Here is an 18,894-nt window from a genome sequence, read left to right on the forward strand (position 1 = left end):
TCCGGCCACACGCGCCTGGCATATGCCAGGCGGGCAAGATACTCCTCCCCGCCCCCTCCTGTCCCGAATTTCCGCAACCCAGGAGAACCGTTCGCTCACGGCCGGTAGATGTAGTCGGTATGAGCAGCACGCCGAATGTCACCCGCGCCACCTCCGACGGAGCCTCCTGGCTCGCCTCGGCGGGAGCGTATCCGCGAAGCACGCTCGCCCTCTGGCGGGAGCGCCCGGACGCTCCTGTGGTGCTGCCCTGCGGCACCGCCTTCGACGTGGTGAGCGCGCCGGCGATCTTTGGGCGCCGCATGCTGGACCGGTTGTGGGACGAGGGCCCGGGCTCGGGGCCGGTCGCGTTGTTCCGGGGCCGCACGCTCCTGTTCGCCGCACCGGGCACGGCCCAGCGGCTGCCCTCGCTGCTGACCTGGGAGGAGTGGGGGTCCCACCGCACGGAGGCGGTGCCGCCCCTGCCCTGTCACGGCACCGGCGACGCGGTGACCGTCCCGGCGCTGGGCGGTGGCGACTCCCCCGCTGCCGCCCCCGGCAGCTGCCGCTGGCTGGTCGCCCCGGACACCCGTCACCCCTGGCTGCCCGGCCCGGAGGTCGTGCTGTGGGCGGCCGTGAGGGCGGCCCGCTCGGCCGTACGGATATCGATTTTTCCTCCCGCCGATCAGGGTGCTAAGGTCTACGACGTCAGCAGGCGCCGCTAGCTCAGTTGGTTAGAGCAGCTGACTCTTAATCAGCGGGTCCGGGGTTCGAGTCCCTGGCGGCGCACGATGACGATGGCGAGGCGTGTTCGCAGAAAGCGCGAACCTCCTCGCCATCTTCGTTTTCTACGCGGCTTCACCGCGCACTGTGGGGGCTCCGCCACCCACACCCCCCGAGGACGATGGCGAGGCGTGTTCGCAGAAAGCGCGAACCTCCTCGCCATCTTCGTTTTCTACGCGGCTTCACCGCGCACTGCGGGGGCTCCGCCACCCACACCCCCCGAGGACGATGGCGAGGCGTGTTCGCAGAAAGCCCGAACCCCCTCGCCATCTTCGTTTTCTACGCGGCTTCACCGCGCACTGCGGGGGCTCCGCCACCCACACCCCGCGAGGTCGGCCGCACGACCGTTTCCCAGGAAGTCAGCCGGCCATCCCGGGTGTGATCTTGACGGTCCACGCCCCGGACGTCGTCCGCCCCTCCACCTCCACCTTCACGCCCTCCCCCGGCACCGTGAAGCTCTCGCCGAGAGAGACCGGGGCGTCGGCGAGCGGCGGGTAGACCGAGTTCTCCCAGCACGCCTCGGTCCGTGGGTGGGCGTCCACCACCTCGACCGGACCGCCGCCGGACTCCGCGCCGCCCCGCACCCGGTACACCAGAACTCCCTGGCGGCAGGCCACACGGTCGTTGCCCGCCGAGCCACGCGCCTCGAAGGCCAGGACACTGTCGGGGCCGGTGCGCACGATCGCCAGTTTCGTACCGTGGCCGAGGCCGAAGGCCGGGGCGCCGGCCGTGCCCTGCACCGGAATGCCCGGGCCGGCGGCCAGCGGCTCCAGGGTCAGCCGGGTCGGCCTCGCGCCCCGGACGCACACCACCTGGCGCGGATCCAGCCAGCCAAGCTTCCACTTGTGCCATGCGAACAGGTCCGGTGCCAGTCCGAACTGGCTTCCCATCAGGTCCCAGTCACCGACGTACGTGTCCCAGTCGCCCTTGCCGTCGACCGGGCGGTGGTAGAGGTCGGGGAGGTCGAACATGTGACCGGTCTCGTGGGCGAGGACCAGGCGGTCGGGCGGATGCTTCTCGAAGACCGTGACGACCCGGCGCACGTCCGTGCCGTCCACGTGCACGGGGGTGTCGAGGTTGACGACTTTCGTCGCGTCCGAGTCGACGCCGGGCGCGTCGGGGTCGGCCACGAAGTAGACGACGTCGTAGCGGGAGAAGTCCACCTCCTTGTCGGCCACGGCGAAGGCGTCGCGCAGGTAGGCGGCACGGTCGTCGGTGCTCCAGTCGCGCCGTATGGCGTACGCGGACGACGGCCGCGGCATGCGCAGCCAGCGCCGCAGTGGGTGCGGGCGCAGCGTGAACCTGCCGTAGGACGCCTGTTCGAAGAAGCGGCTGGTGGCCGGGAAGTGGTCGGCGACCAGCTCGTCGGGGGTGGTGTGCGGGGTGGCGTCCGGGAAGGACAGGAAGACCATGACGGCGTCGAGCGAGCCGGTCGGGCGGGTGTAGTCGGGATTCCAGGTGTCCACGCCCTCCGAGTGGTGGGCCTCGGTGCGATGCAGAGCGCAGGGGGCCGTCGAGAAGGGCTCGGCGACCGACGGGCCGGTGAGGATCGAGGTCGCGGCGAGCGCCGACATCGTGGTGAACACGGCGGCGGTGCTGCGCAGCTTGGGCACGGAAGGACCTCCGGAGGCGGTTCGCGGGACACCGCATCCAGACTGTGGGACTTTATTGCGTTTCGTCCTGTTTGCCTGAACCAGAAGAGTGAGTACGCCCGTTTGCACACCGGCGCACACCGGCGGCCGACACCCCGAGACATTCACGGAACGTCACAACTGGTCGGGGGCCTGAAGAACCCGTCCAGGTGCGGGCAGAAACGATCTGTCAGAACCTGTGGTCTGTCCGGGACACTGGGGAGTGACTGGAAGGCCCCGGGGCCAGCCTCTATGATCGGCACACTTTCCGGCACGGACAGAGATCGAGTGCACTGCGGGAGCGAGCGGTGAGCGGAACGTCCGAAGGGCCGACGCCCGCGGCAGACCTCGACCGGTCAGCCGTTACAGACAGTGATCACAGCACCTATCACCGTGTCTTCGCGGCCGCACCGCTCGCCATGGCCGTCGTCGACGGCGACGGTCTCGTCGTCAGCGCCAACGCCGCCTTCGGCGATCTGCTCGGCACCGACCCGGACGCGCTGAGCGGACGGGTCGCCGCCGATCTGGTGGACCTGGCCTCGGACGCCCGCACCTGGCACGCCTACCGCGAGCTGCTGCGCGGCCGCCAGGCCAGGCTGCGCTGCACCCGCCGCCTGAAGCATCCCGAGGGGCACTCGGTGTGGGTGCAGGTCACGGCCGCCCCGCTGGCCGGCGGCGGACCCGGCGTGCTGCTGTCGGTGGCCGACATCAGCCCCCGCCGCGAACTGCAGGCCCGGCTGCGGCACTTGCAGATGCACGACCCGGTGACCCGGCTGCCCAACCGCACCCTGTTCTTCGAGCGCCTGTCGACCGCGCTGGAGGCGGAGTCGTACGAGCAGAGCGGCACGGGCCGGATCGGCCTGTGCTACCTGGACCTGGACGGTTTCAAGGCCGTCAACGACACCCTCGGCCACCGCGTCGGCGACCGGCTGCTCGCGGCCGTCGCCGAGCGGCTGACCCGGGTCGCCGACGAGGCCGGCTACGCCCGCGCCGGCACCCCCCTGGTGGCCCGGCTCGGCGGCGACGAATTCGCCCTGCTGGTGGAGGACTCCACGGGCACCGAGCAGCTCGCCGACCTCGCCGAGTCCGCGCTGAAGGCCCTGGAGGAACCCTTCGACCTGGCCGGACAACGGCTGTCGCTGACCGCGTCCATCGGTGTCGTGGAACGGCACGCGGCCGGTACGACCGCCACCGGCCTCATGCAGGCGGCCGACACGACGCTGTACTGGGCGAAGGCGGACGGCAAGGCCCGCTGGACCCTGTTCGACCCCGAGCGCAACGCGCACCGCATGACCCGCCAGGCCCTCTCCTCCGCTCTCCGCCCCGCCATCGAGCGCGGTGAATTCGCCCTCGAGTACCAGCCGTTGGTGGGCATGGAGGACGGACGCCTCAGCGGGGTCGAGGCGTTGGTCCGCTGGAATCATCCTCAGTTCGGCACACTGACGCCGAATCGGTTCATCGGATTGGCTGAGGAGGACGGTTCGATCGTCCAACTCGGCCGCTGGGCGCTGGCGACCGCCTGCCGGCAGGCCCGCCGCTGGCAGCTTGACCACCCCGGCGAACCGCCGATCTTCGTCAGCGTCAACGTCGCCGTGCGCCAGGTCTGGGACTCCGATCTGGTCGCGGACGTGGCGGAGACCCTCGCCGAGACCGGGCTCGCCCCGCACCTGCTCCAGCTGGAGCTGACCGAGTCGGCCGTCATGGGCTCGGGCGGCCGTCCGCTCCAGGCCCTGCAGGCCCTCAGCGACATGGGCGTGCGCATCGCCATCGACGACTTCGGCACCGGCTACTCGAACCTGGCGTACCTGAGCCGGCTGCCGGTCAAGGTCCTGAAGCTGGACGGCTCCTTCGTACGCGGCTTCCAGTACGAGGAAGCGACCAAGGGTGTTCCGCCCAACCCGGCCGACGAGGTGATCGTGGAGGCGATGATCCAGCTGGCCCACCGCCTCGGGCTGACGGTCACCGCGGAGTGCGTGGAGACCTCGGCGCAGGCCACGCGGCTGCGCCGGATCGGCTGCGACACCGGACAGGGCTGGCTGTACTCCCGTCCGGTGCCGCCGGATCGTATCTCCGAGCTGCTGGGGGAGCAGAGCTACGCGGTGGGCAAGCCGTAGGCGTCGGCGATCAGTTCGTAGGAGCGCAGCCGCAGCTCGCCGTGGTGGGCGTGCGAGGTGAGCATCAACTCGTCGGCGCCGGTGCGCTTGTGCAGGTCGTCCAGGCCGGAGCGGACCTCGTCGGCCGTGCCGTGGACGATGTTGCGGGTCCAGGAGGCGACGAAGTCCTCCTCCATCGGACCGAACTCGTACTTCTCGGCGTCGTCCGGGTCGGGGAAGAGGCCCGGGCGGCCGGTGCGCAGCCGGATCATGTTCAGCGCGGCGGCCCTCACCTGGCGGCGGGCCTCCCGCTCGTCGTCCGTGGCGAGGGCGGAGACGCCGATGAGGGCGTACGGCTCGTCCAGCATCCCGGAGGGCCGGAAGGTCTGCCGGTACAGGTCGAGGGCCGGGATGGTGTTCTGCGCCGAGAAGTGGTGCGCGAAGGCGAAGGGCAGGCCGAGCAGGCCGGCGAGGCGGGCGCTGAAGCCGGAGGAACCGAGCAGCCAGATCGGCGGGCGGTGCGGGGACTGGACACCGCCGGGGGTGCTGCCCTGCACCGGGCCGGGGATCGCGTGGATCCGCCGGTACGGATGGCCGTCGGGGAAGTCGTCGTCCAGGAAGCGGGTGAGTTCGGCCAGCTGCTGCGGGAAGTCGTCGGCGCCCTCGTCGAGGGTGTCGGTACGGCGCAGGGCGGCCGCGGTGGCCCCGTCCGTGCCCGGCGCGCGGCCCAGGCCGAGGTCGATCCGGCCCGGCGCCATGGCCTCCAGCGTGCCGAACTGCTCGGCGATGACCAGGGGGGCGTGGTTGGGCAGCATGACGCCGCCCGAGCCGAGCCGGATGCGGTCGGTGTGGGCGGCGAGGTGGGCGAGGATCACGGCGGGCGAGGAGGATGCGACGCCGGGCATGGAGTGGTGCTCGGCCACCCAGTACCGGTGGAAGCCGCGCGCCTCGGCGAACCGGGACAGCTCCACGCTGGTGCGCAGCGCGTCGGTGGCGGTACTGCCCGCGCCGACGGTCACCAGGTCCAGTACGGAGAGGGGGACGGGGGCGGTCCCGTGCGTCGTGCCCCTGATCTCGTCTGCCGACACGGTCTGTGCCTCCTGTTGTGGCCGTGAGCTGTCCTGCCCTCACGTAACAGGAGGCTGTCTCCGCTTATTCCCGGAGGTGGAGGCCGCTCAGACCCGGAGGTGGAGTCCGTTCAGACCTGGACGATGGGTTCCCTGGTGAACAACGTCCCCAGTGCGGGCGCGTTCACCCGCCGGTCGGCCAGCCGCAGTCCCTCCCAGACCGACACCTGGTTCGCCGTGAGCACCGGCTTCGACAACGCCTTCTCCAGCAGCGACAGGTGCGCGGCCGTGTGCAACGCCGTGTCCGGCAGCAGCACCGCCTGCGCGTCGGCGCCATCCGCGGCCCGGGCCAGGGTCAGCACCTCTTCCTCACCCCACGTCCCGACCTCCGCCGCCGTGACGATCCCGGACGACCGCACCGCGACCACCTCCAGACCCCCGGCCCGCAGGAAGTCCGCGAACAGCGCGGTCACCTCCTCCGGGTAGGTCGCGGCCACGGCGACCCGGCGTACCCCGAGCTCCAGGGCCGCGTGCACGAAGGCGAAGGACGTCGAGGAGGCCGGCATCCCGCCCAGCCGGGCCAGCGCCCGCACCTGGTCCTGGGCGCCCTCCCAGCCGTACACGAAGCTGCCGCTGGTGCAGGCCCACACCACCGTCTCGGCACCGGCCAGCCGCAGCCCGTCCATGCCCGCGGCGAGCCGCTCGGTCGAGCCCATCTCGCGCAGCGCGTCCACCCGGTGCGCATCCACACCGATGTCGGTGTGCACCACGTCCAACCGGATGTCGCTGCCCAGGAGCTGCTCGATGCGCGGGTAGTCGTCCTCGCCGGAGTGGCCCGGGTAGAGGAAGCCGAGTGCAGTCATGTCAGCCCTTCTCCGTGTTCCTGCGTTTCTTCCGGCCGTACGGGCCACTCACGCGCCGCTTCGTCCAGCAGCGCCTGATAGGGCCCCACGGCTCGGGTACCCAGTCGGCGCAGCGCCGCCCACATCGTGACCTGGTTGGCCGACAGCACGGGGATGCGCAGCTCGGCCTCCAGTTGGGGGATGACGTCGTACGTCGGAAGGTTGGTGCAGGAGATGAAGAGCGCGTCGGCCGCGCCGGGGCGGACCGCGCGCCGGGCCATGGCGACCACGTCCCGGTACGGCACCTGCCAGATGTGCCGGGTCAGCCCCATGAAGGCGCGGCCGGCGACCCGTACACCGGCCTCGGCGACGTACTCCTCCAGCGCGCGGGTCACGGACACGGTGTACGGGGTGACCAGCGCGATCCGGCGTACCCGCAGCTCCTCCAGGGCCTCCAGCAGCGCGCCGGAGGTGGTCACCGCGGGCAGCGCGCCCGCCAGGCTCATCGCCGCGCACATCGCCCGCTCGCCCGCGATCCCGTCGACGAAGCTGCCGGAGGTGCAGGCGTAGGCGACGACCTCGGGGGCGACGGCGCTCAGGGCGCGCACCGCCTCGCCGAGGGTCTGGTGCTCGCTGACCAGCCGTGCCAGGTCCAGGCTCACCTCGACCGGCACGAACGGGGTCCGGGTCAGGTGCAGGGACACCTCGCCGGGGACCCAGCGCCACAGCTCGCGGTCGAGGGCGAAGTCGAAGGGGGCCACGACACCGACACCGCGCTGGGGGCGGGGGCCGCCGAGAAAGGAGACGTCCATGGCAAGGCACCGGCCTCACTCCGGGAGACGAGGGAACGGTCGTCTCACGCCCGTGTTGACGAAGGTAGGTTCGGGTGCGAGCGTGGTCAATCCGCGCATGTCAGACGCCCGGAGCCGCCCGCATGACGCCGACCCTGCCCACCCTCCTCGTCCTGGACGCCGACCCCCCGCCCCGCCTTGGGCGCCTCACCGGCCGGGCCCGGATCGTGCACACCGACGCTGCAGGCCTCGCCGGGCGGCTGCCGGCGGCGGACGTACTGCTGGTGTGGGACCTCACCTCGCACGCCGTGCGGGAGGCCTGGCCGGGGGACGGCCCGCGGCCGCGCTGGGTGCACACGGCGAGCGCGGGCGTGGACCATCTGATGTGCCCGGAACTCGCCGCCTCCGACACGGTGGTGACCAACGCGCGCGGGATCTTCGACCAGCCGATCGCCGAGTACGTGGCCGCCCTGGTGCTGGCGGTGGCCAAGGACCTGCCGCGCACGCTGGAGCTGCAGCGGGAGCGGACCTGGCGGCACCGGGAGACCCGGCGGGTGGCGGGCACGCGCGCGTGCGTGGTCGGCTCGGGGCCGATCGGCCGGGCGATCGCCCGCACCCTGAAGGCGCTGGAGGTGACGACGGCGCTGGTCGGGCGGGTCCCGCGCACCGGTATCCACGGCCCGGGCGACCTGGACCGGCTGATCTCCCGCGCGGACTGGGTGATCGCCGCCGCACCGCTGACCGAGCAGACGTACGGCATGTTCGACGCCCGCCGGTTCGGCGTGATGCAGCCCTCGACGGTGTTCGTGAACGTCGGCCGCGGGCAGCTGGTCGACGAGGACGCCCTGGCCGAGGCGCTGCGCCGGCGCTGGATCGCGGGCGCCGCCCTGGACGTCTTCGCCACCGAACCCCTCCCCCGGGCAAGCCCGTTGTGGGGGCTGCCGGGGCTGATCGTCTCCCCGCACATGAGCGGTGACACGGTCGGCTGGCGGGACGAACTGGGCGTGCAGTTCGTGGAGTTGTACGAGCGGTGGGCGGCGGGGCGGTCGCTGGCGAACGTGGTGGACAAGAAACGCGGATACGTGCCCGGTCACTGACACCCCGGGAGGGTGCATGGAGCTCACCGATCTGACCGCCGTACAACTCCTCGACGGCTATCGCAAGGGCGAGTTCAGCCCCGTGGAGGCGACCGAACAGGCCCTGGAGCGGGCGCGGCGGCTCCAGCCGGAGGTGAACGCTTTTGTGCGGCTCACCGAGGAGGACGCGCTCGCGCGGGCGCGGGAGTCGGCGGAGCGGTGGCGGAGCGGGGCGCCGGCCGGGCTGCTGGACGGGGTGCCGGTGACGGTGAAGGACATCCTGCTGCTGCGCGGGCACCCCACCCTGCGCGGCTCGAAGACCATCTCCGAGCAGGGGCGTTGGGAGGAGGACGCGCCCTCCGTCGCCCGGCTGCGCGAGCACGGCGCGGTCTTCCTCGGCAAGACCACGACACCCGAGTACGGCTGGAAGGGCGTCACCGACTCCCCACTGTCCGGCGTGACCCGCAACCCGTACGACCCCTCCCGCACCGCGGGCGGCTCCAGCGGCGGCAGTGCGGCGGCCGTCGCGCTCGGCGCGGGCCCGCTGTCGCTGGGCACGGACGGCGGCGGCAGCGTCCGTATCCCGGCGGCGTTCTGCGGGATCTTCGGGCTGAAACCGACGTACGGCAGGGTGCCGCTGTATCCGGCGAGCGCGTTCGGCACGCTCTCGCACGCGGGCCCGATGACCCGGGACGCGGCGGACGCGGCGCTGATGCTCGATGTCATCGGCGCGCCCGACCCACGTGACTGGTCGGCGCTGCCCCCGTCGCCGGAGTCGTTCACGGCGGGGCTGAACAAGGGCGTGCGCGGACTGCGGGTCGCGTACTCGCCGTCCCTCGGCGGGCAGGTGGCCGTCCGTCCGGCGGTCGCGGCGGCCGTCCGCCGGGCCGTGGCCGGACTCGCGGACCTCGGCGCGTACGTCGAGGAGGCCGACCCGGACTTCAGCGAGCCGGTGGACGTCTTCCACACCCTGTGGTTCAGCGGCGCCGCCCGGCTCACCCAGAACTTCTCGCCCCGCCGGCGGCAGCTGCTCGACCCGGGCCTGCGGGAGATCTGCGCGCAGGGTGCGAAGTTCAGCGCGCTGGACTACCTGGCCGCGGTGGACGTCCGGATGGACCTCGGCCGCCGGATGGGCCTCTTCCACGAGCGGTACGACGTGCTGGTCACCCCCACCCTGCCGGTCACGGCGTTCGAGGCGGGCCGGGAGGTCCCCGAGGGGTCCGGTCTGCGGCGCTGGACCGGGTGGACACCGTTCACCTACCCCTTCAACCTGACCCAGCAGCCGGCGGCGACCGTTCCGGTCGGCGCGGACGACGAGGGGCTGCCCGTGGGGATGCAGATCGTCGCCGCCCGGCACCGCGACGACCTGGTGCTGCGGGCCTCGCACGCCCTGTACGAAGGGGGCCTCACGCTCTCCGGAAGCTGAGCGTCTCCCCCGCCGCCCCACCGCGCCACAGGTCGTTGCAGGCCTCGGCCATCGCCTCCAGGCCGGCCACGACCTGCCCCCAGACGATCCCGGGCACCCAGCCCACGTCTCCGTTGAGCAGCAGGTTGTTGCGCTCGTAGAACAGGGCCAGGTCGACCACGGTGGTGCCGGGGCGGACCTCGCGGTCGTAGCCGTAGGCCCGCGTGCCCAGTTCGGTGCCGGCGAAGGAGAAGTAACAGAGGTCGCCGGGGATCGGGGTGACCGTCGGGTTCTCCAGTGGGGGTTCCGTGGAGGCGAAGGGCGGGAAGAGGGCGTAGATCTCGTTGCGCGCGTACTTCGCGTGATACACGTCGCCCGCGAGCGGCAGTGCCTCCCACACCGCCGCGCAGGTCAGGGGCGCGCGGTCGTCCAGCAGTCGTGCCGTGCAGTGCACGTCCCGCGTGTCGAGCGAGACGGTGACGAATCGATCGGCCATGGAATCAAGGGTGCATAGGACGAGGGCGCTTGGGTAGCTGCGCCGCCATGGCTCCACCACTTGGGAACGATGTGCACACGATCCGGCCGGAACACAGACACAGCAGGCGCTCGGTGCTCGTCGCTGCCGCGGCCCTGGGTGCGGTGGGCGCGCTGGGTGCCGCCGGCTGTACGCGGGTGGCCTCGGCGTCGGACGAGAACGGCGGCGAGCTGCTCGACCGGCTGCGCGCGCAGGGTGTCGTACGGCTCGGGATCGCCGGTGAGATCCCGTTCGGGTACATCGACAGCAACGGACGGCTCACCGGTGAGGCGCCGGAGCTGGCGAAGGCGATCTTCAAGCGGCTAGGGGTGGACCGGGTGCAGCCGGTGCCGACCGAGTTCGGCTCGCTGATTCCCGGCCTGAACTCCCAGCAGTTCGATGTCGTGGCCGCCGGGATGTACGTCAATCCCGAGCGCTGCCGGCAGGTGATCTTCGCGGATCCGGACTACCAGATGCTGGACTCGTTCATCGTCCGGAAGGGGAACCCGAAAGGGCTCCACACCTACCGGGACGTCGTGGAGAAGAAGGCGAAGTTCGCCACCGGCACCGGGTACGCCGAGATCCAGTACGCGGTGGAGGCCGGGTACCGGGAGGGGGACATCCTGATCGTCCCGGACCAGGTGGCCGGGTTGAACGCCGTCGAGGCGGGACGGGTCGACGTCTTCGCCGGTACGGCGCTCACCACCCGCGAGGTGGTGAGGAAGTCCGGCAAGGCGGAGGCCACCAAGCCCTTCGCACCGCTGGTCAAGGGCAAACCGCACGTCGACGGCGGGGCGTTCGCGTTCCGGCCCGGCGAGACGAAGCTGCGGGACGCCTTCAATGTCGAGCTGCGCAAGCTGAAGAAGAGCGGGGAGCTGTTCCGGATCCTTCGGCCCTTCGGCTTCACCAAGGCCGAGATGACGGACCTCACCGCGAAGGAGCTGTGCGGCGGATGACCTCCGGTCTCTGGGAACTCGTACTGCAAGGCATATGGACCACCGTCCAGTTGCTGGTGTTCAGCGCGCTGCTGGCCACGGCGGTGTCCTTCGCCGTCGGCATCGCGCGCACCCACCGGCTGTGGATCGTGCGCTTCCTCGCCGGTTTCTACACCGAGGTGTTCCGCGGCACCTCGGCGCTGGTGATGATCTTCTGGGTGTTCTTCGTGCTGCCGGTCGCCTTCGGCTGGCAGCTGGTGCCGATGTGGGCGGGCACGCTGGCGCTCGGGCTGACGTTCGGCGCGTACGGCTCGGAGATCGTGCGCGGCGCGCTGAAGGCGGTCGACCCGGCCCAGCGGGAGGGCGGAATCGCGCTCAGCTTCACACCGGCCCAGCGGCTCAGGCTGATCCTGCTGCCGCAGGCGGTGCCGGAGATGATCCCGTCCCTCTGCAACCTGCTGGTCGAGCTGCTCAAGGGCACCGCGCTGGTGTCGGTCATGGGCATGGGCGATCTGACGTTCAGCGCCAACCTGGTGCGACTGGCCCTGCAGCAGAGCGCGGAGATCTACACGTACGTCCTGCTGATCTACTTCGCGATCGCCTTCGTGCTCACACGGCTGATGCGCGGTCTGGAGAAACGGCTGAAGGCAGGGATCGGCAAGGATTCCGGTACCGAGTGGGCGGCGCGTGAGCTCAAGCGCGCGCAGACCACCGGAGTCGGCGGGGGTGGTGTCGCATGAAGTGGGACTGGAACGCCGTCAGCGACTTCATGCCGCAGTTCTGGCAGGGACTGCTGGTCACCCTGCAGGCCCTGGCCCTCGGTTCACTGCTGTCCTTCACGCTCGGCCTGGTGTGGGCGCTGCTGATGCGGACGCCGAGCCGATGGGTGCGCTGGCCGGTCGGGGTGGTCACGGAGTTCGTGCGCAACACCCCGCTGCTGGTGCAGCTGTTCTTCCTCTTCTACGTGCTCCCGGAGTGGGGCCTGACCTTCTCCGCGCTGGCCACCGGCGTCTTCGCGATCGGTCTGCATTACTCGACGTACACGATGCAGGTCTACCGGGCCGGTATCGAGGCCGTGCCGGTCGGCCAGTGGGAGGCGGCGACGGCGCTGAACCTGCCCCGGCGGCGGACCTGGACCGCGGTGATCCTGCCGCAGGCGATCCGCCGGGTGGTGCCCGCCCTCGGCAACTACGTGATCTCCATGCTCAAGGACACGCCGATGCTGATGGTGATCACCGTGCTGGAGATGCTCGGCCGGGCCCGGCTCTTCTCCCAGCAGCACTTCCAGTTCACCGAGCCACTGACCGTGATCGGGGTGGCCTTCATCCTCATCTCCTACCTGGCCTCCCTTCTTCTGCGAGCCCTGGAGCGACGCCTTGTCCGTTGAGACCCGAATGAAGTCGTCCGTCACCGACGCCCAGCCGACCGATGTGATCCGCCTGGAGGGGGTCACCAAGCGCTTCGGGACGAACACCGTCCTGGACGACCTGACCTTCTCCGTCGCCCCCGGCAAGCACGTGACCCTGATCGGGCCCTCCGGCTCCGGCAAGACCACGATCCTGCGGCTGCTGATGACCCTCACCAAGCCGGACGAGGGCACGATCACCGTGGACGGGGAACACCTGTTCCCGGCGCCGGAGAAGCAGGTCCGGGAGGTCCGCAAGAAGATCGGGATGGTGTTCCAGCAGTTCAACCTGTTCCCGAACATGTCCGTGCTGCGGAACATCACCGAGGCGCCGGTGCGGGTCCTCGGCATGTCCAGGGACGAGGCCGAGGCCCGGGCGCGGGAGCTGCTGGACCTGGTGGGCCTCGCCGACAAGTGCGACGCCAAGCCCACCCGGCTCTCCGGCGGCCAGCAGCAGCGGGTGGCGATCGCCCGGGCGCTGGCGATGCGGCCGCGGGTGCTGCTGCTGGACGAGGTGACCTCGGCGCTCGACCCGGAGCTGGTCGCGGGAGTCCTCGACCTGCTCAGGGACATCGCCGGCAGCACGGACATCACGATGCTGTGCGTGACCCACGAGATGGGTTTCGCCCGGGACATCTCCGACCAGGTACTGATGTTCGACTCAGGGCGAGTCATCGAGTCGGGTTCGCCGGAGAAGATCTTCAGCGATCCGGAGCGGGAACGCACCCGGGAATTCCTCAGCGCGGTGCTGTGACTACGAGCTGTGAAGACGGGAAGAGCCGAGGTCCAGGCATTGGGTGATGACTCTGGCATATGCCAGAGGGTCTGCGTCGCAGTTGGGAGGGGCACGGCGGGCGGCCCAATCTCGCCAACCCCCTCTCCCCAACGGACCTTTGCCCGTTATCGTGGTATCGATCCGCCGACCGGATTTCGCGGCCACAGACAGGCGAGCGCAGGGGGAAACCGTGGCGCTGATGCACGAGCCGACCGCCCCGTACCACTCCGCCCAGGACGCCCTGCGCGTGCTGGAGACCGTGGCCCGTCACCCCGCCGGCGTCACCGACACCGAGCTGGCCCGCCGCACCGGCCTGGACCCCGAGCGGCTGACCGCCCTGCTGCGCATGCTGCGCCGCGAGGGTTACGTCGAGCAGATCACCGACGGGGCGTACGTCACCGGCGACACCCTGCGCCGCCTCACCTCGGCACATGACCGGGAGCGGGCCCTGCGCGACAAGCTCCAGCACACCCTGGACCGGCTACGTGACTCCGTCGGCGCGGCCGTGTACATGAGCCGGTACGTGGACGGCGAGGTCAGGGTCACCCAGTACGCCGCCGGGCCGACCACCCCGGCGGTCAACGAGTGGGTCGACTTCCGCTACTCCGCGCACGCCACGGCCGTCGGCAAGAGCCTGCTGACCCAGTTGGACCACAACAGCCGCCGCGACCACCTCTCCCGGCACAAGATGGCCCGCCTGACCTCGCGCACCATCACCAGCGACAAGCTGCTGCTCTCCCGCCTGGAGTCCCAGCCGCCGACGGTGCCGGTGCTGGACCTCCAGGAGTACGCGATCGGCACGGTCTGCGCGGCCGTCCCGATCACCGCGGGCTCCTCGGTCGGCTGCCTGGCCCTCTCCCTCCCGGTGGAGCACGCCCACCGCCTCCGCCAGGCCGCGGACACCCTCAACCGGAACGCGGCACCGGTGCTGCTGTCCCTGGCGATCTAGTCGGTCACCAGCACCCCTGCGGACCAGGTAGTATTTTCTTCGTCGCCGGCCGCGAAGAGCGGAAGGCGGGAGTCATGCGCCGCTAGCTCAGTTGGTTAGAGCAGCTGACTCTTAATCAGCGGGTCCGGGGTTCGAGTCCCTGGCGGCGCACAATGACGATGGCGAGCCACGTCCGCGGAGAGCGCGGACCCGGCTCGCCATCTCTGTTATTGCACGGCTACGCCGCGCGCGGCGGGGGCTCCGCCACCCACACCCCCACCGGACGATGGCCATCCACGTCCGCGGAGAGCGCGGACCCGGCTCGCCATCTCTGTTATTGCACGGCTACGCCGCGCGCGGTGGGGGCTCCGCCACCCACACCCCCACCGATCGGCCCTTCGACGTCTTCCGTGGTGAGCCTCCGGTAGGCGTCCTCCCCCGGCGGCCGCCACCACACCGGATCGGCACACCGCAGCCCCTCGCGCCGCAGCAACCCCCGATCGATCTTGTTCGTCGCGGAGCAGAGCCGCCCGGGCGGCCGCACCCGCCGCCACCTCGTGCTGCGTCAGCACCCGCTCCTCGCACCACAGCCCCGGCCGGTGATCCCCCACCGAGCGGCGACCAGTTCGGCGACCGTGCGCCTCGTGGACTCCATGGGCCCGCACGATAGCTGACGTAACGTCAGATGTGGAAGGACTAGGGGAGCAGGTCCTGCGACTCCGCGAAAATCATGTGGGTGACGGCGATGAAGCCGACGCAGAAGCTGATGGCCACGCCGAGGAAGGCCAGGCCGAATCCCGTGCCGACCGCGAGCCTGCCCCGAGCCGGGGGACGGGCGGTGGCCCGTTCGGGGTACTCCGGGAGGTAGCGCACGGTGACGTGGTCGCCCTCGACGATCGTCGAGGGGCCGTCCCCCTCGTCGAAGCGGACCGTGCGTCCCTCGCGGGTGGTGAACTCGTAGACATGGTGGAGGGTGGTGCGCACCGAGGTGTCCCCGCCGCCCCCGCTGGTGGTGGTGTACGAGCGCAGGCAGCGCGCCTCGGCCGTCAGGCCGTGGGCCCACGTCCGGCTGATCCGCCGGGCGCGACGGACCAGCAGGTACGCGGCGAACCCGAAGCCGGTGATCATGAGGATGGGTACGACGTAGAAGAGCAGCTCCATGAGATTCCCCCGCGGTCGGTACGCCGCTCCGATTGACCGGCGTGGCGGGAACGTACCCGCTGCACCGGGCGGTTGGCCTCAAGCGAAGCTCAGAACCTGGTCCGGCTCCCGCTCATGGCTCGGGAAGCCGGCCAGGACCGCGTGTACCGGAGGCTCAACCGGAAGCAGCCGTACCGGCGCACGCGGGCCCTGCCCGAGGGCGGGATCAGAAGGTGACGTCGGAGCAGGCGTAGAACGCGTTGCCCGTGTCGGCGATCGTCCACACCGCGAGGATGACGTGGTGACCGCTCAGGCCGGTCGGCAGTGTGCCGCTGTGGCTGAGGGTGGCCGGCGGGCGCTGGCCGTTGTACGGCACCGTCAGGAACGGGGTGAGGTTGAGGTCCGAGCGGGACAGCGCGTGGTTCTGGTTCCAGCCCTGCCTGGTGACGTAGTACTTGAAGTCCGTCGTGGCGTGCATGGCCGTGAACTGCCAGCGGAACGTGTACGACTGACCACCGGTCACCTTGGTGGTCGGCCAGGCCGCGCCGGACGGCGTGGTCGGCGAGCTGAGCTGGGCGAACCGGCTCAGGCCGCCGTTGCAGATCTGGCCGTCGGCGGGTCCGGCGGCCGGGAAGCCCTTGGGGCCCTCGACGCTCTGCGGCTCCCACTGGATGTCGCCGCAGTTCGCCACGGTGCCGTTCTGGCAGAGCTTCTGCCTGCTGATGGGGAGGTCGGTGTAGCCGTGCCCGCTGGCGCCGCCGGAGGAGAGCACGAAGGCTCCGGCGGTCGCCACGCCCAGCACGGCCGCGGACAACTTGGTCTTGGTGCGCATGCTGCCGCTCCTGGAGAACGTGGGGGAGGTTCACTGAGCTGAGCCGTGCAGTAGGTCTAGACCAAGTCCCAGATTATTGCCGTTAGTTGAACATGTCCATACCAATCGCGAGTCCCGTCACCGGCCCGAACCATCAGGCCGGCTCCCGGCGCCCCGCGCAGAACGCCACCGTCAGGTCCCGCACCCACACCTTGCGCTCGTAGTCGTCCAGTTCGACGAGACCGCGCATGGTCAGCCGGGTCACCGTGTCCTCCACCGAATCCACGACCGAGTTGAGCATGCTGGACCGCTCCCGGGCGTCGAGCGCGGCGATCTGGCGCCGGTGCATCGCGGCGGCGACCTCGGGCGTGTACTCCACCCGGAGCGGTTGCACCGAGAACACCTCCAGGCCGATCGGCCCCGCGTCCGCCGCCACCAGCCTGGTCAGTGCCTCAGCGGCGGCCGCCGGCCCGCCCCGGGCGCCGCGCGGCAGGTCCACCGCCACCCGGGCCAGCGCCGCCTCGACACACTCCCGCAGATACGTCTCGTGGTCGTCGATGCCGAGCACGGCTCGCGCGGTGTCCCGCACCCGCCACACCACCAGCACCACCACACGCACCGCCACCCCGTTGGTGTCCGTCGCCGGCATCGCCTCGCTGCGCCAGTGCCGCAGCCGCACATCGACCCGGCGGCGTGCCAGCAGCGGGTTCATCCAGAGCAGGCCGGTGCGCCGGACCGTCCCGCGGTAACGGCCGAACAGTCCGAGCAGCCGTGCCTGCCCGGTCCGGCCCCGGGCAAGCCCGCCGAAACCGAGCACGCCGAGCGCCCCGGCTCCGGCGTACGCCGCCCACTGGGCGGGGCCCAGCCCTGCGCCGCCGTACGCGGGCAGGCGCAGCGCGTCCACCGCGAGCGGCGGCAGCACGCCCGCCCACCACGAAGTGGCCAGGCATCCCGCGATGCCACCCGCCCCGGCCAGCACCCCGGCCAGGCCGGGCAGCACCCGCGCCGGACGCTCCACCAGCCCGGGGTCCAGTTGCGGCACCGTCCGGCTGCGGGCCGGGGCCGGACGCGTGAGGCGCGGCTGCTCGCCGGTGCCCTGCCGGCGGGCCACGACGGCCGGTTTCAGCGGCACCGAGACCGGGTCGGGGTCGTCGCGGAAGAGCAGGTGGACGGGGATCTCGGTGGTCGCCTCGTTGTGGATCAACCGGGCCGGACGGGTGGCCGTACCTCCCGTGCCCCCCGCGGCCGCCGCGCCCTGTGGATGCTCCTCGGACTCGGCCGTGTGTGACGTGGTCGTACTCATGCGTGCTCCAGCCTCCGCGCCAGATGCGTCATGACAGTGAGAGTGAAAATCGGGGATCAGGCTCAGGAATCAGGGGTCGAGGGGTCGGGGATCAGGGATCGCGGCTACCCGAACAGCCGGCGCCAGGTCTCCGGGCCCGGATAGCCGTCCGCCGCGCCGCCGCGCCAGCCCTGGGCGCGCTGGAAAGCCTCCACGGCCCGCCGGTCGGCTTCGCCCCAGCTCGGGCCGGGCCCGGTGGCGTAGAAGCTGCCGAACCCTTTCTTCGCCAACTGCTCCCCCAGCTGGGTGACGTACCCGTTCTCCGTGCCCGGACGGAAGAAGTTCCGGCCGGGGTAGCCGGGCACGCCGTGCGAGGCGGGCCGGGTGGACCCGGTTCCGGCGGCCGCGACACCCCTGCCCTTCCCGGTGGCGAGCAGTTCCCGGGCGCGCGGGCCGGGCCGCCCGTCGGCGTCGGCGCCCGGCTGGCCCTGGGCCCGCTGGAAGGCCTGGGTGGCTTTGCGTTCCGCCTCGCCCCGGACCGGGCCGAGGCCCTCGGTGTGGTGGGAGCCGGCGCCGTGGGCCACCAGCATCCGGCCGAGCCGGGTGACGTGCTTGTTGTTCGCGCCGGGACCGAAGTGGGCGGCGCCCGGGAAGGGCACGGACGCCTTGCTGTCGGCGGCCGGTTGCCCGCCGGCGGCGGTGGTCAGGCCCTTGTAGCGGTAGGGGACGTATTTGTCGGCGTTGGTCCAGTACGGGTACGGGGTCGACTGGCTGCGGGCGTGCGGGGGTGTCTGTTCGTAGACCAGGTAGTCGGTGTGCATGTGGTCCGTCCAGCCTCCGAAGATCACGACGTGGGAGCCGCGCTCGGGGTTGTCCGGGTTGTGGAAGAGGAGGATGTCGCCGGGCTGCAGTTCCTCCTTGGTGATCTTCACCCCGAACTGGTCGAGGCTGCCGGTCCACTCGTTTGAGGTGAGCCCCCAGGCCATGGACACATAGCCCGAGCAGTCCTGCCGGTAACCGTCGGACCAGTAGTCGGTCATGCTGTACGGCACCTTGGCAGCCACCCAGACCTTGGCCCGCTTGATGATCTCGGTCCGGGTGGTGGCGGGAGTCGGGGCGGTCGAGGGCTCGGCCGGCTTGCCGGCCGGTCCGTGCAGCGGGGCCCTGGCGCCCTGTGGGGTCTCGGGCACGCCGTCCGCTGCGGGGGTACTGGGACCGGGCGAGGTGTGGGGAGTGGTGAGGGCGGCGGCCGGGGGGATCACGCCGAGGGCGGCGGACGCGGCGGCGGCCACGACCACGATCCCCCGGGCGAGCGGATGGCCGCGGAAGCGGCCGGGCAGCGGGCGAGCGCTCGTCCGCCGCCCCTCGACACAGCCGGGGCAGCCGCAACCTCTCACGGGATCGACTTCCTCGAACAACGGAGCGGTCATGCGATCTGCC

The 18,894-nt window shown here is 71.3% G+C and carries 18 protein-coding genes and 2 tRNA genes; 11 read left to right on the plus strand and 9 right to left on the minus strand.

Translation table 11 applies throughout. The features are described 5' to 3' along the window. The first annotated feature begins 119 nt into the window (after nt 1-119). Both ACFZDC_RS16300 and ACFZDC_RS16305 read left to right on the plus strand, forming a co-directional pair. A complete protein-coding gene (locus tag ACFZDC_RS16300) occupies nt 120-701 on the plus strand; it encodes a bifunctional DNA primase/polymerase (protein WP_391324260.1) in 582 nt (193 codons plus the stop codon). Next, nucleotides 692-765, plus strand: a tRNA-Lys gene (locus ACFZDC_RS16305). Before ACFZDC_RS16300 ends, ACFZDC_RS16305 begins: the two co-directional genes overlap by 10 nt. A gap of 353 nt (nt 766-1,118) precedes the next feature. Here ACFZDC_RS16305 and ACFZDC_RS16310 read toward each other — a convergent pair. Continuing rightward, nucleotides 1,119-2,333: a M6 family metalloprotease domain-containing protein gene (locus tag ACFZDC_RS16310; RefSeq protein WP_391324551.1), complete on the minus strand. Its 1,215-nt coding sequence runs from the start codon at nt 2,331-2,333 to the stop codon at nt 1,119-1,121. Nucleotides 2,334-2,698: 365 nt separating this feature from the next. On the opposite strand from ACFZDC_RS16310, the gene ACFZDC_RS16315 reads away from it, so the two are divergent. After that, entirely contained in the window at nt 2,699-4,504 is a 1,806-nt protein-coding gene (locus ACFZDC_RS16315) for an EAL domain-containing protein (RefSeq protein ID WP_391324262.1), read from the plus strand. Here the strand turns inward: ACFZDC_RS16315 and ACFZDC_RS16320 are convergent. The 3 genes from ACFZDC_RS16320 to ACFZDC_RS16330 all read right to left on the minus strand — a co-directional run bounded on the left by ACFZDC_RS16320 (nt 4,483) and on the right by ACFZDC_RS16330 (nt 7,204). Continuing rightward, entirely contained in the window at nt 4,483-5,571 is a 1,089-nt protein-coding gene (locus ACFZDC_RS16320; RefSeq protein ID WP_391324264.1) for an MsnO8 family LLM class oxidoreductase, read from the minus strand. The genes ACFZDC_RS16315 and ACFZDC_RS16320 overlap by 22 nt on opposite strands. A gap of 110 nt (nt 5,572-5,681) precedes the next feature. After that, the gene (locus ACFZDC_RS16325; protein ID WP_391324265.1) at nt 5,682-6,413 is read right to left on the minus strand and encodes a decarboxylase; all 732 of its coding nucleotides are present in this window, start codon (nt 6,411-6,413) and stop codon (nt 5,682-5,684) included. Then, nucleotides 6,410-7,204, minus strand: a complete 795-nt coding sequence (locus ACFZDC_RS16330) for a decarboxylase (RefSeq protein ID WP_391324267.1) — start codon at nt 7,202-7,204, stop codon at nt 6,410-6,412. The genes ACFZDC_RS16325 and ACFZDC_RS16330 overlap by 4 nt, the downstream gene beginning before the upstream one ends. Nucleotides 7,205-7,326: 122 nt before the next feature. Between ACFZDC_RS16330 and ACFZDC_RS16335 the strand changes: the two genes are divergently transcribed. Together ACFZDC_RS16335 and ACFZDC_RS16340 are read left to right on the plus strand one after the other, a co-directional pair. Further along, nucleotides 7,327-8,280, plus strand: coding sequence for an NAD(P)-dependent oxidoreductase (locus ACFZDC_RS16335; protein ID WP_391324269.1), 954 nt, complete (start codon nt 7,327-7,329; stop codon nt 8,278-8,280). A gap of 16 nt (nt 8,281-8,296) precedes the next feature. Beyond that, a complete protein-coding gene (locus ACFZDC_RS16340) occupies nt 8,297-9,685 on the plus strand; it encodes an amidase (RefSeq protein WP_391324271.1) in 1,389 nt (462 codons plus the stop codon). Here the strand turns inward: ACFZDC_RS16340 and ACFZDC_RS16345 are convergent. After that, nucleotides 9,666-10,160: a DUF3830 family protein gene (locus ACFZDC_RS16345; protein WP_391324273.1), complete on the minus strand. Its 495-nt coding sequence runs from the start codon at nt 10,158-10,160 to the stop codon at nt 9,666-9,668. The two genes, ACFZDC_RS16340 and ACFZDC_RS16345, sit on opposite strands and share 20 nt — an antisense overlap. A 47-nt stretch (nt 10,161-10,207) precedes the next feature. Here ACFZDC_RS16345 and ehuB point away from each other — a divergent pair, with 47 nt between their 5' ends. The 6 genes from ehuB (at nt 10,208) to ACFZDC_RS16375 (ending at nt 14,392) form a co-directional block, all read left to right on the plus strand. Then, nucleotides 10,208-11,134: an ectoine/hydroxyectoine ABC transporter substrate-binding protein EhuB gene (gene ehuB, locus ACFZDC_RS16350; RefSeq protein WP_391324274.1), complete on the plus strand. Its 927-nt coding sequence runs from the start codon at nt 10,208-10,210 to the stop codon at nt 11,132-11,134. Further along, nucleotides 11,131-11,853 (plus strand): ectoine/hydroxyectoine ABC transporter permease subunit EhuC, encoded by a 723-nt coding sequence (gene ehuC / locus ACFZDC_RS16355; protein ID WP_391324277.1) that lies wholly within the window; start codon nt 11,131-11,133, stop codon nt 11,851-11,853. The genes ehuB and ehuC overlap by 4 nt, the downstream gene beginning before the upstream one ends. Further along, the gene (ehuD, locus tag ACFZDC_RS16360) at nt 11,850-12,500 is read left to right on the plus strand and encodes an ectoine/hydroxyectoine ABC transporter permease subunit EhuD (protein WP_391324279.1); all 651 of its coding nucleotides are present in this window, start codon (nt 11,850-11,852) and stop codon (nt 12,498-12,500) included. The genes ehuC and ehuD overlap by 4 nt, the downstream gene beginning before the upstream one ends. A 7-nt stretch (nt 12,501-12,507) precedes the next feature. Then, on the plus strand, nt 12,508-13,272 hold the full coding sequence (gene ehuA, locus ACFZDC_RS16365) for an ectoine/hydroxyectoine ABC transporter ATP-binding protein EhuA (protein ID WP_391324280.1): 765 nt from the start codon (nt 12,508-12,510) through the stop codon (nt 13,270-13,272). Between the two features lie 211 nt (nt 13,273-13,483). After that, a complete protein-coding gene (locus ACFZDC_RS16370) occupies nt 13,484-14,242 on the plus strand; it encodes an IclR family transcriptional regulator C-terminal domain-containing protein (RefSeq protein WP_391324282.1) in 759 nt (252 codons plus the stop codon). Between the two features lie 76 nt (nt 14,243-14,318). After that, a tRNA-Lys gene (locus ACFZDC_RS16375) sits at nt 14,319-14,392 on the plus strand. A gap of 525 nt (nt 14,393-14,917) precedes the next feature. On the opposite strand, the gene ACFZDC_RS16380 is transcribed toward ACFZDC_RS16375, so the two are convergent. From ACFZDC_RS16380 to ACFZDC_RS16395, 4 genes are all read right to left on the minus strand, one after another. Then, a complete protein-coding gene (locus tag ACFZDC_RS16380; protein WP_391324284.1) occupies nt 14,918-15,382 on the minus strand; it encodes a DUF3592 domain-containing protein in 465 nt (154 codons plus the stop codon). A gap of 205 nt (nt 15,383-15,587) precedes the next feature. Then, nucleotides 15,588-16,193 (minus strand): lytic polysaccharide monooxygenase, encoded by a 606-nt coding sequence (locus ACFZDC_RS16385; RefSeq protein WP_391324286.1) that lies wholly within the window; start codon nt 16,191-16,193, stop codon nt 15,588-15,590. Nucleotides 16,194-16,326: 133 nt separating this feature from the next. After that, complete coding sequence (locus tag ACFZDC_RS16390; protein ID WP_391324288.1) at nt 16,327-17,475, minus strand: SPFH domain-containing protein; 1,149 nt, start codon at nt 17,473-17,475, stop codon at nt 16,327-16,329. Between the two features lie 104 nt (nt 17,476-17,579). Further along, entirely contained in the window at nt 17,580-18,884 is a 1,305-nt protein-coding gene (locus ACFZDC_RS16395) for a peptidoglycan-binding protein (protein ID WP_391324290.1), read from the minus strand. Between the last annotated feature and the right edge of the window lie 10 nt (nt 18,885-18,894).

Source organism: Streptomyces sp. NPDC007905, from assembly GCF_042959345.1.
Lineage (GTDB): Bacteria > Actinomycetota > Actinomycetes > Streptomycetales > Streptomycetaceae > Streptomyces.

Coding starts and splice junctions, on each gene's coding strand:
- ACFZDC_RS16300 (WP_391324260.1), top strand. CDS start 120: ATGAGCAGCACGCCGAATGTCACCCGCGCCACCTCCGACGGAGCCTCC.
- ACFZDC_RS16310 (WP_391324551.1), bottom strand. CDS start 2,333: ATGTCGGCGCTCGCCGCGACCTCGATCCTCACCGGCCCGTCGGTCGCC.
- ACFZDC_RS16325 (WP_391324265.1), bottom strand. CDS start 6,413: ATGACTGCACTCGGCTTCCTCTACCCGGGCCACTCCGGCGAGGACGAC.
- ACFZDC_RS16330 (WP_391324267.1), bottom strand. CDS start 7,204: ATGGACGTCTCCTTTCTCGGCGGCCCCCGCCCCCAGCGCGGTGTCGGT.
- ACFZDC_RS16335 (WP_391324269.1), top strand. CDS start 7,327: ATGACGCCGACCCTGCCCACCCTCCTCGTCCTGGACGCCGACCCCCCG.
- ACFZDC_RS16340 (WP_391324271.1), top strand. CDS start 8,297: ATGGAGCTCACCGATCTGACCGCCGTACAACTCCTCGACGGCTATCGC.
- ACFZDC_RS16345 (WP_391324273.1), bottom strand. CDS start 10,160: ATGGCCGATCGATTCGTCACCGTCTCGCTCGACACGCGGGACGTGCAC.
- ehuB (WP_391324274.1), top strand. CDS start 10,208: ATGGCTCCACCACTTGGGAACGATGTGCACACGATCCGGCCGGAACAC.
- ehuC (WP_391324277.1), top strand. CDS start 11,131: ATGACCTCCGGTCTCTGGGAACTCGTACTGCAAGGCATATGGACCACC.
- ehuD (WP_391324279.1), top strand. CDS start 11,850: ATGAAGTGGGACTGGAACGCCGTCAGCGACTTCATGCCGCAGTTCTGG.
- ehuA (WP_391324280.1), top strand. CDS start 12,508: ATGAAGTCGTCCGTCACCGACGCCCAGCCGACCGATGTGATCCGCCTG.
- ACFZDC_RS16380 (WP_391324284.1), bottom strand. CDS start 15,382: ATGGAGCTGCTCTTCTACGTCGTACCCATCCTCATGATCACCGGCTTC.
- ACFZDC_RS16385 (WP_391324286.1), bottom strand. CDS start 16,193: ATGCGCACCAAGACCAAGTTGTCCGCGGCCGTGCTGGGCGTGGCGACC.
- ACFZDC_RS16390 (WP_391324288.1), bottom strand. CDS start 17,475: ATGAGTACGACCACGTCACACACGGCCGAGTCCGAGGAGCATCCACAG.
- ACFZDC_RS16395 (WP_391324290.1), bottom strand. CDS start 18,884: ATGACCGCTCCGTTGTTCGAGGAAGTCGATCCCGTGAGAGGTTGCGGC.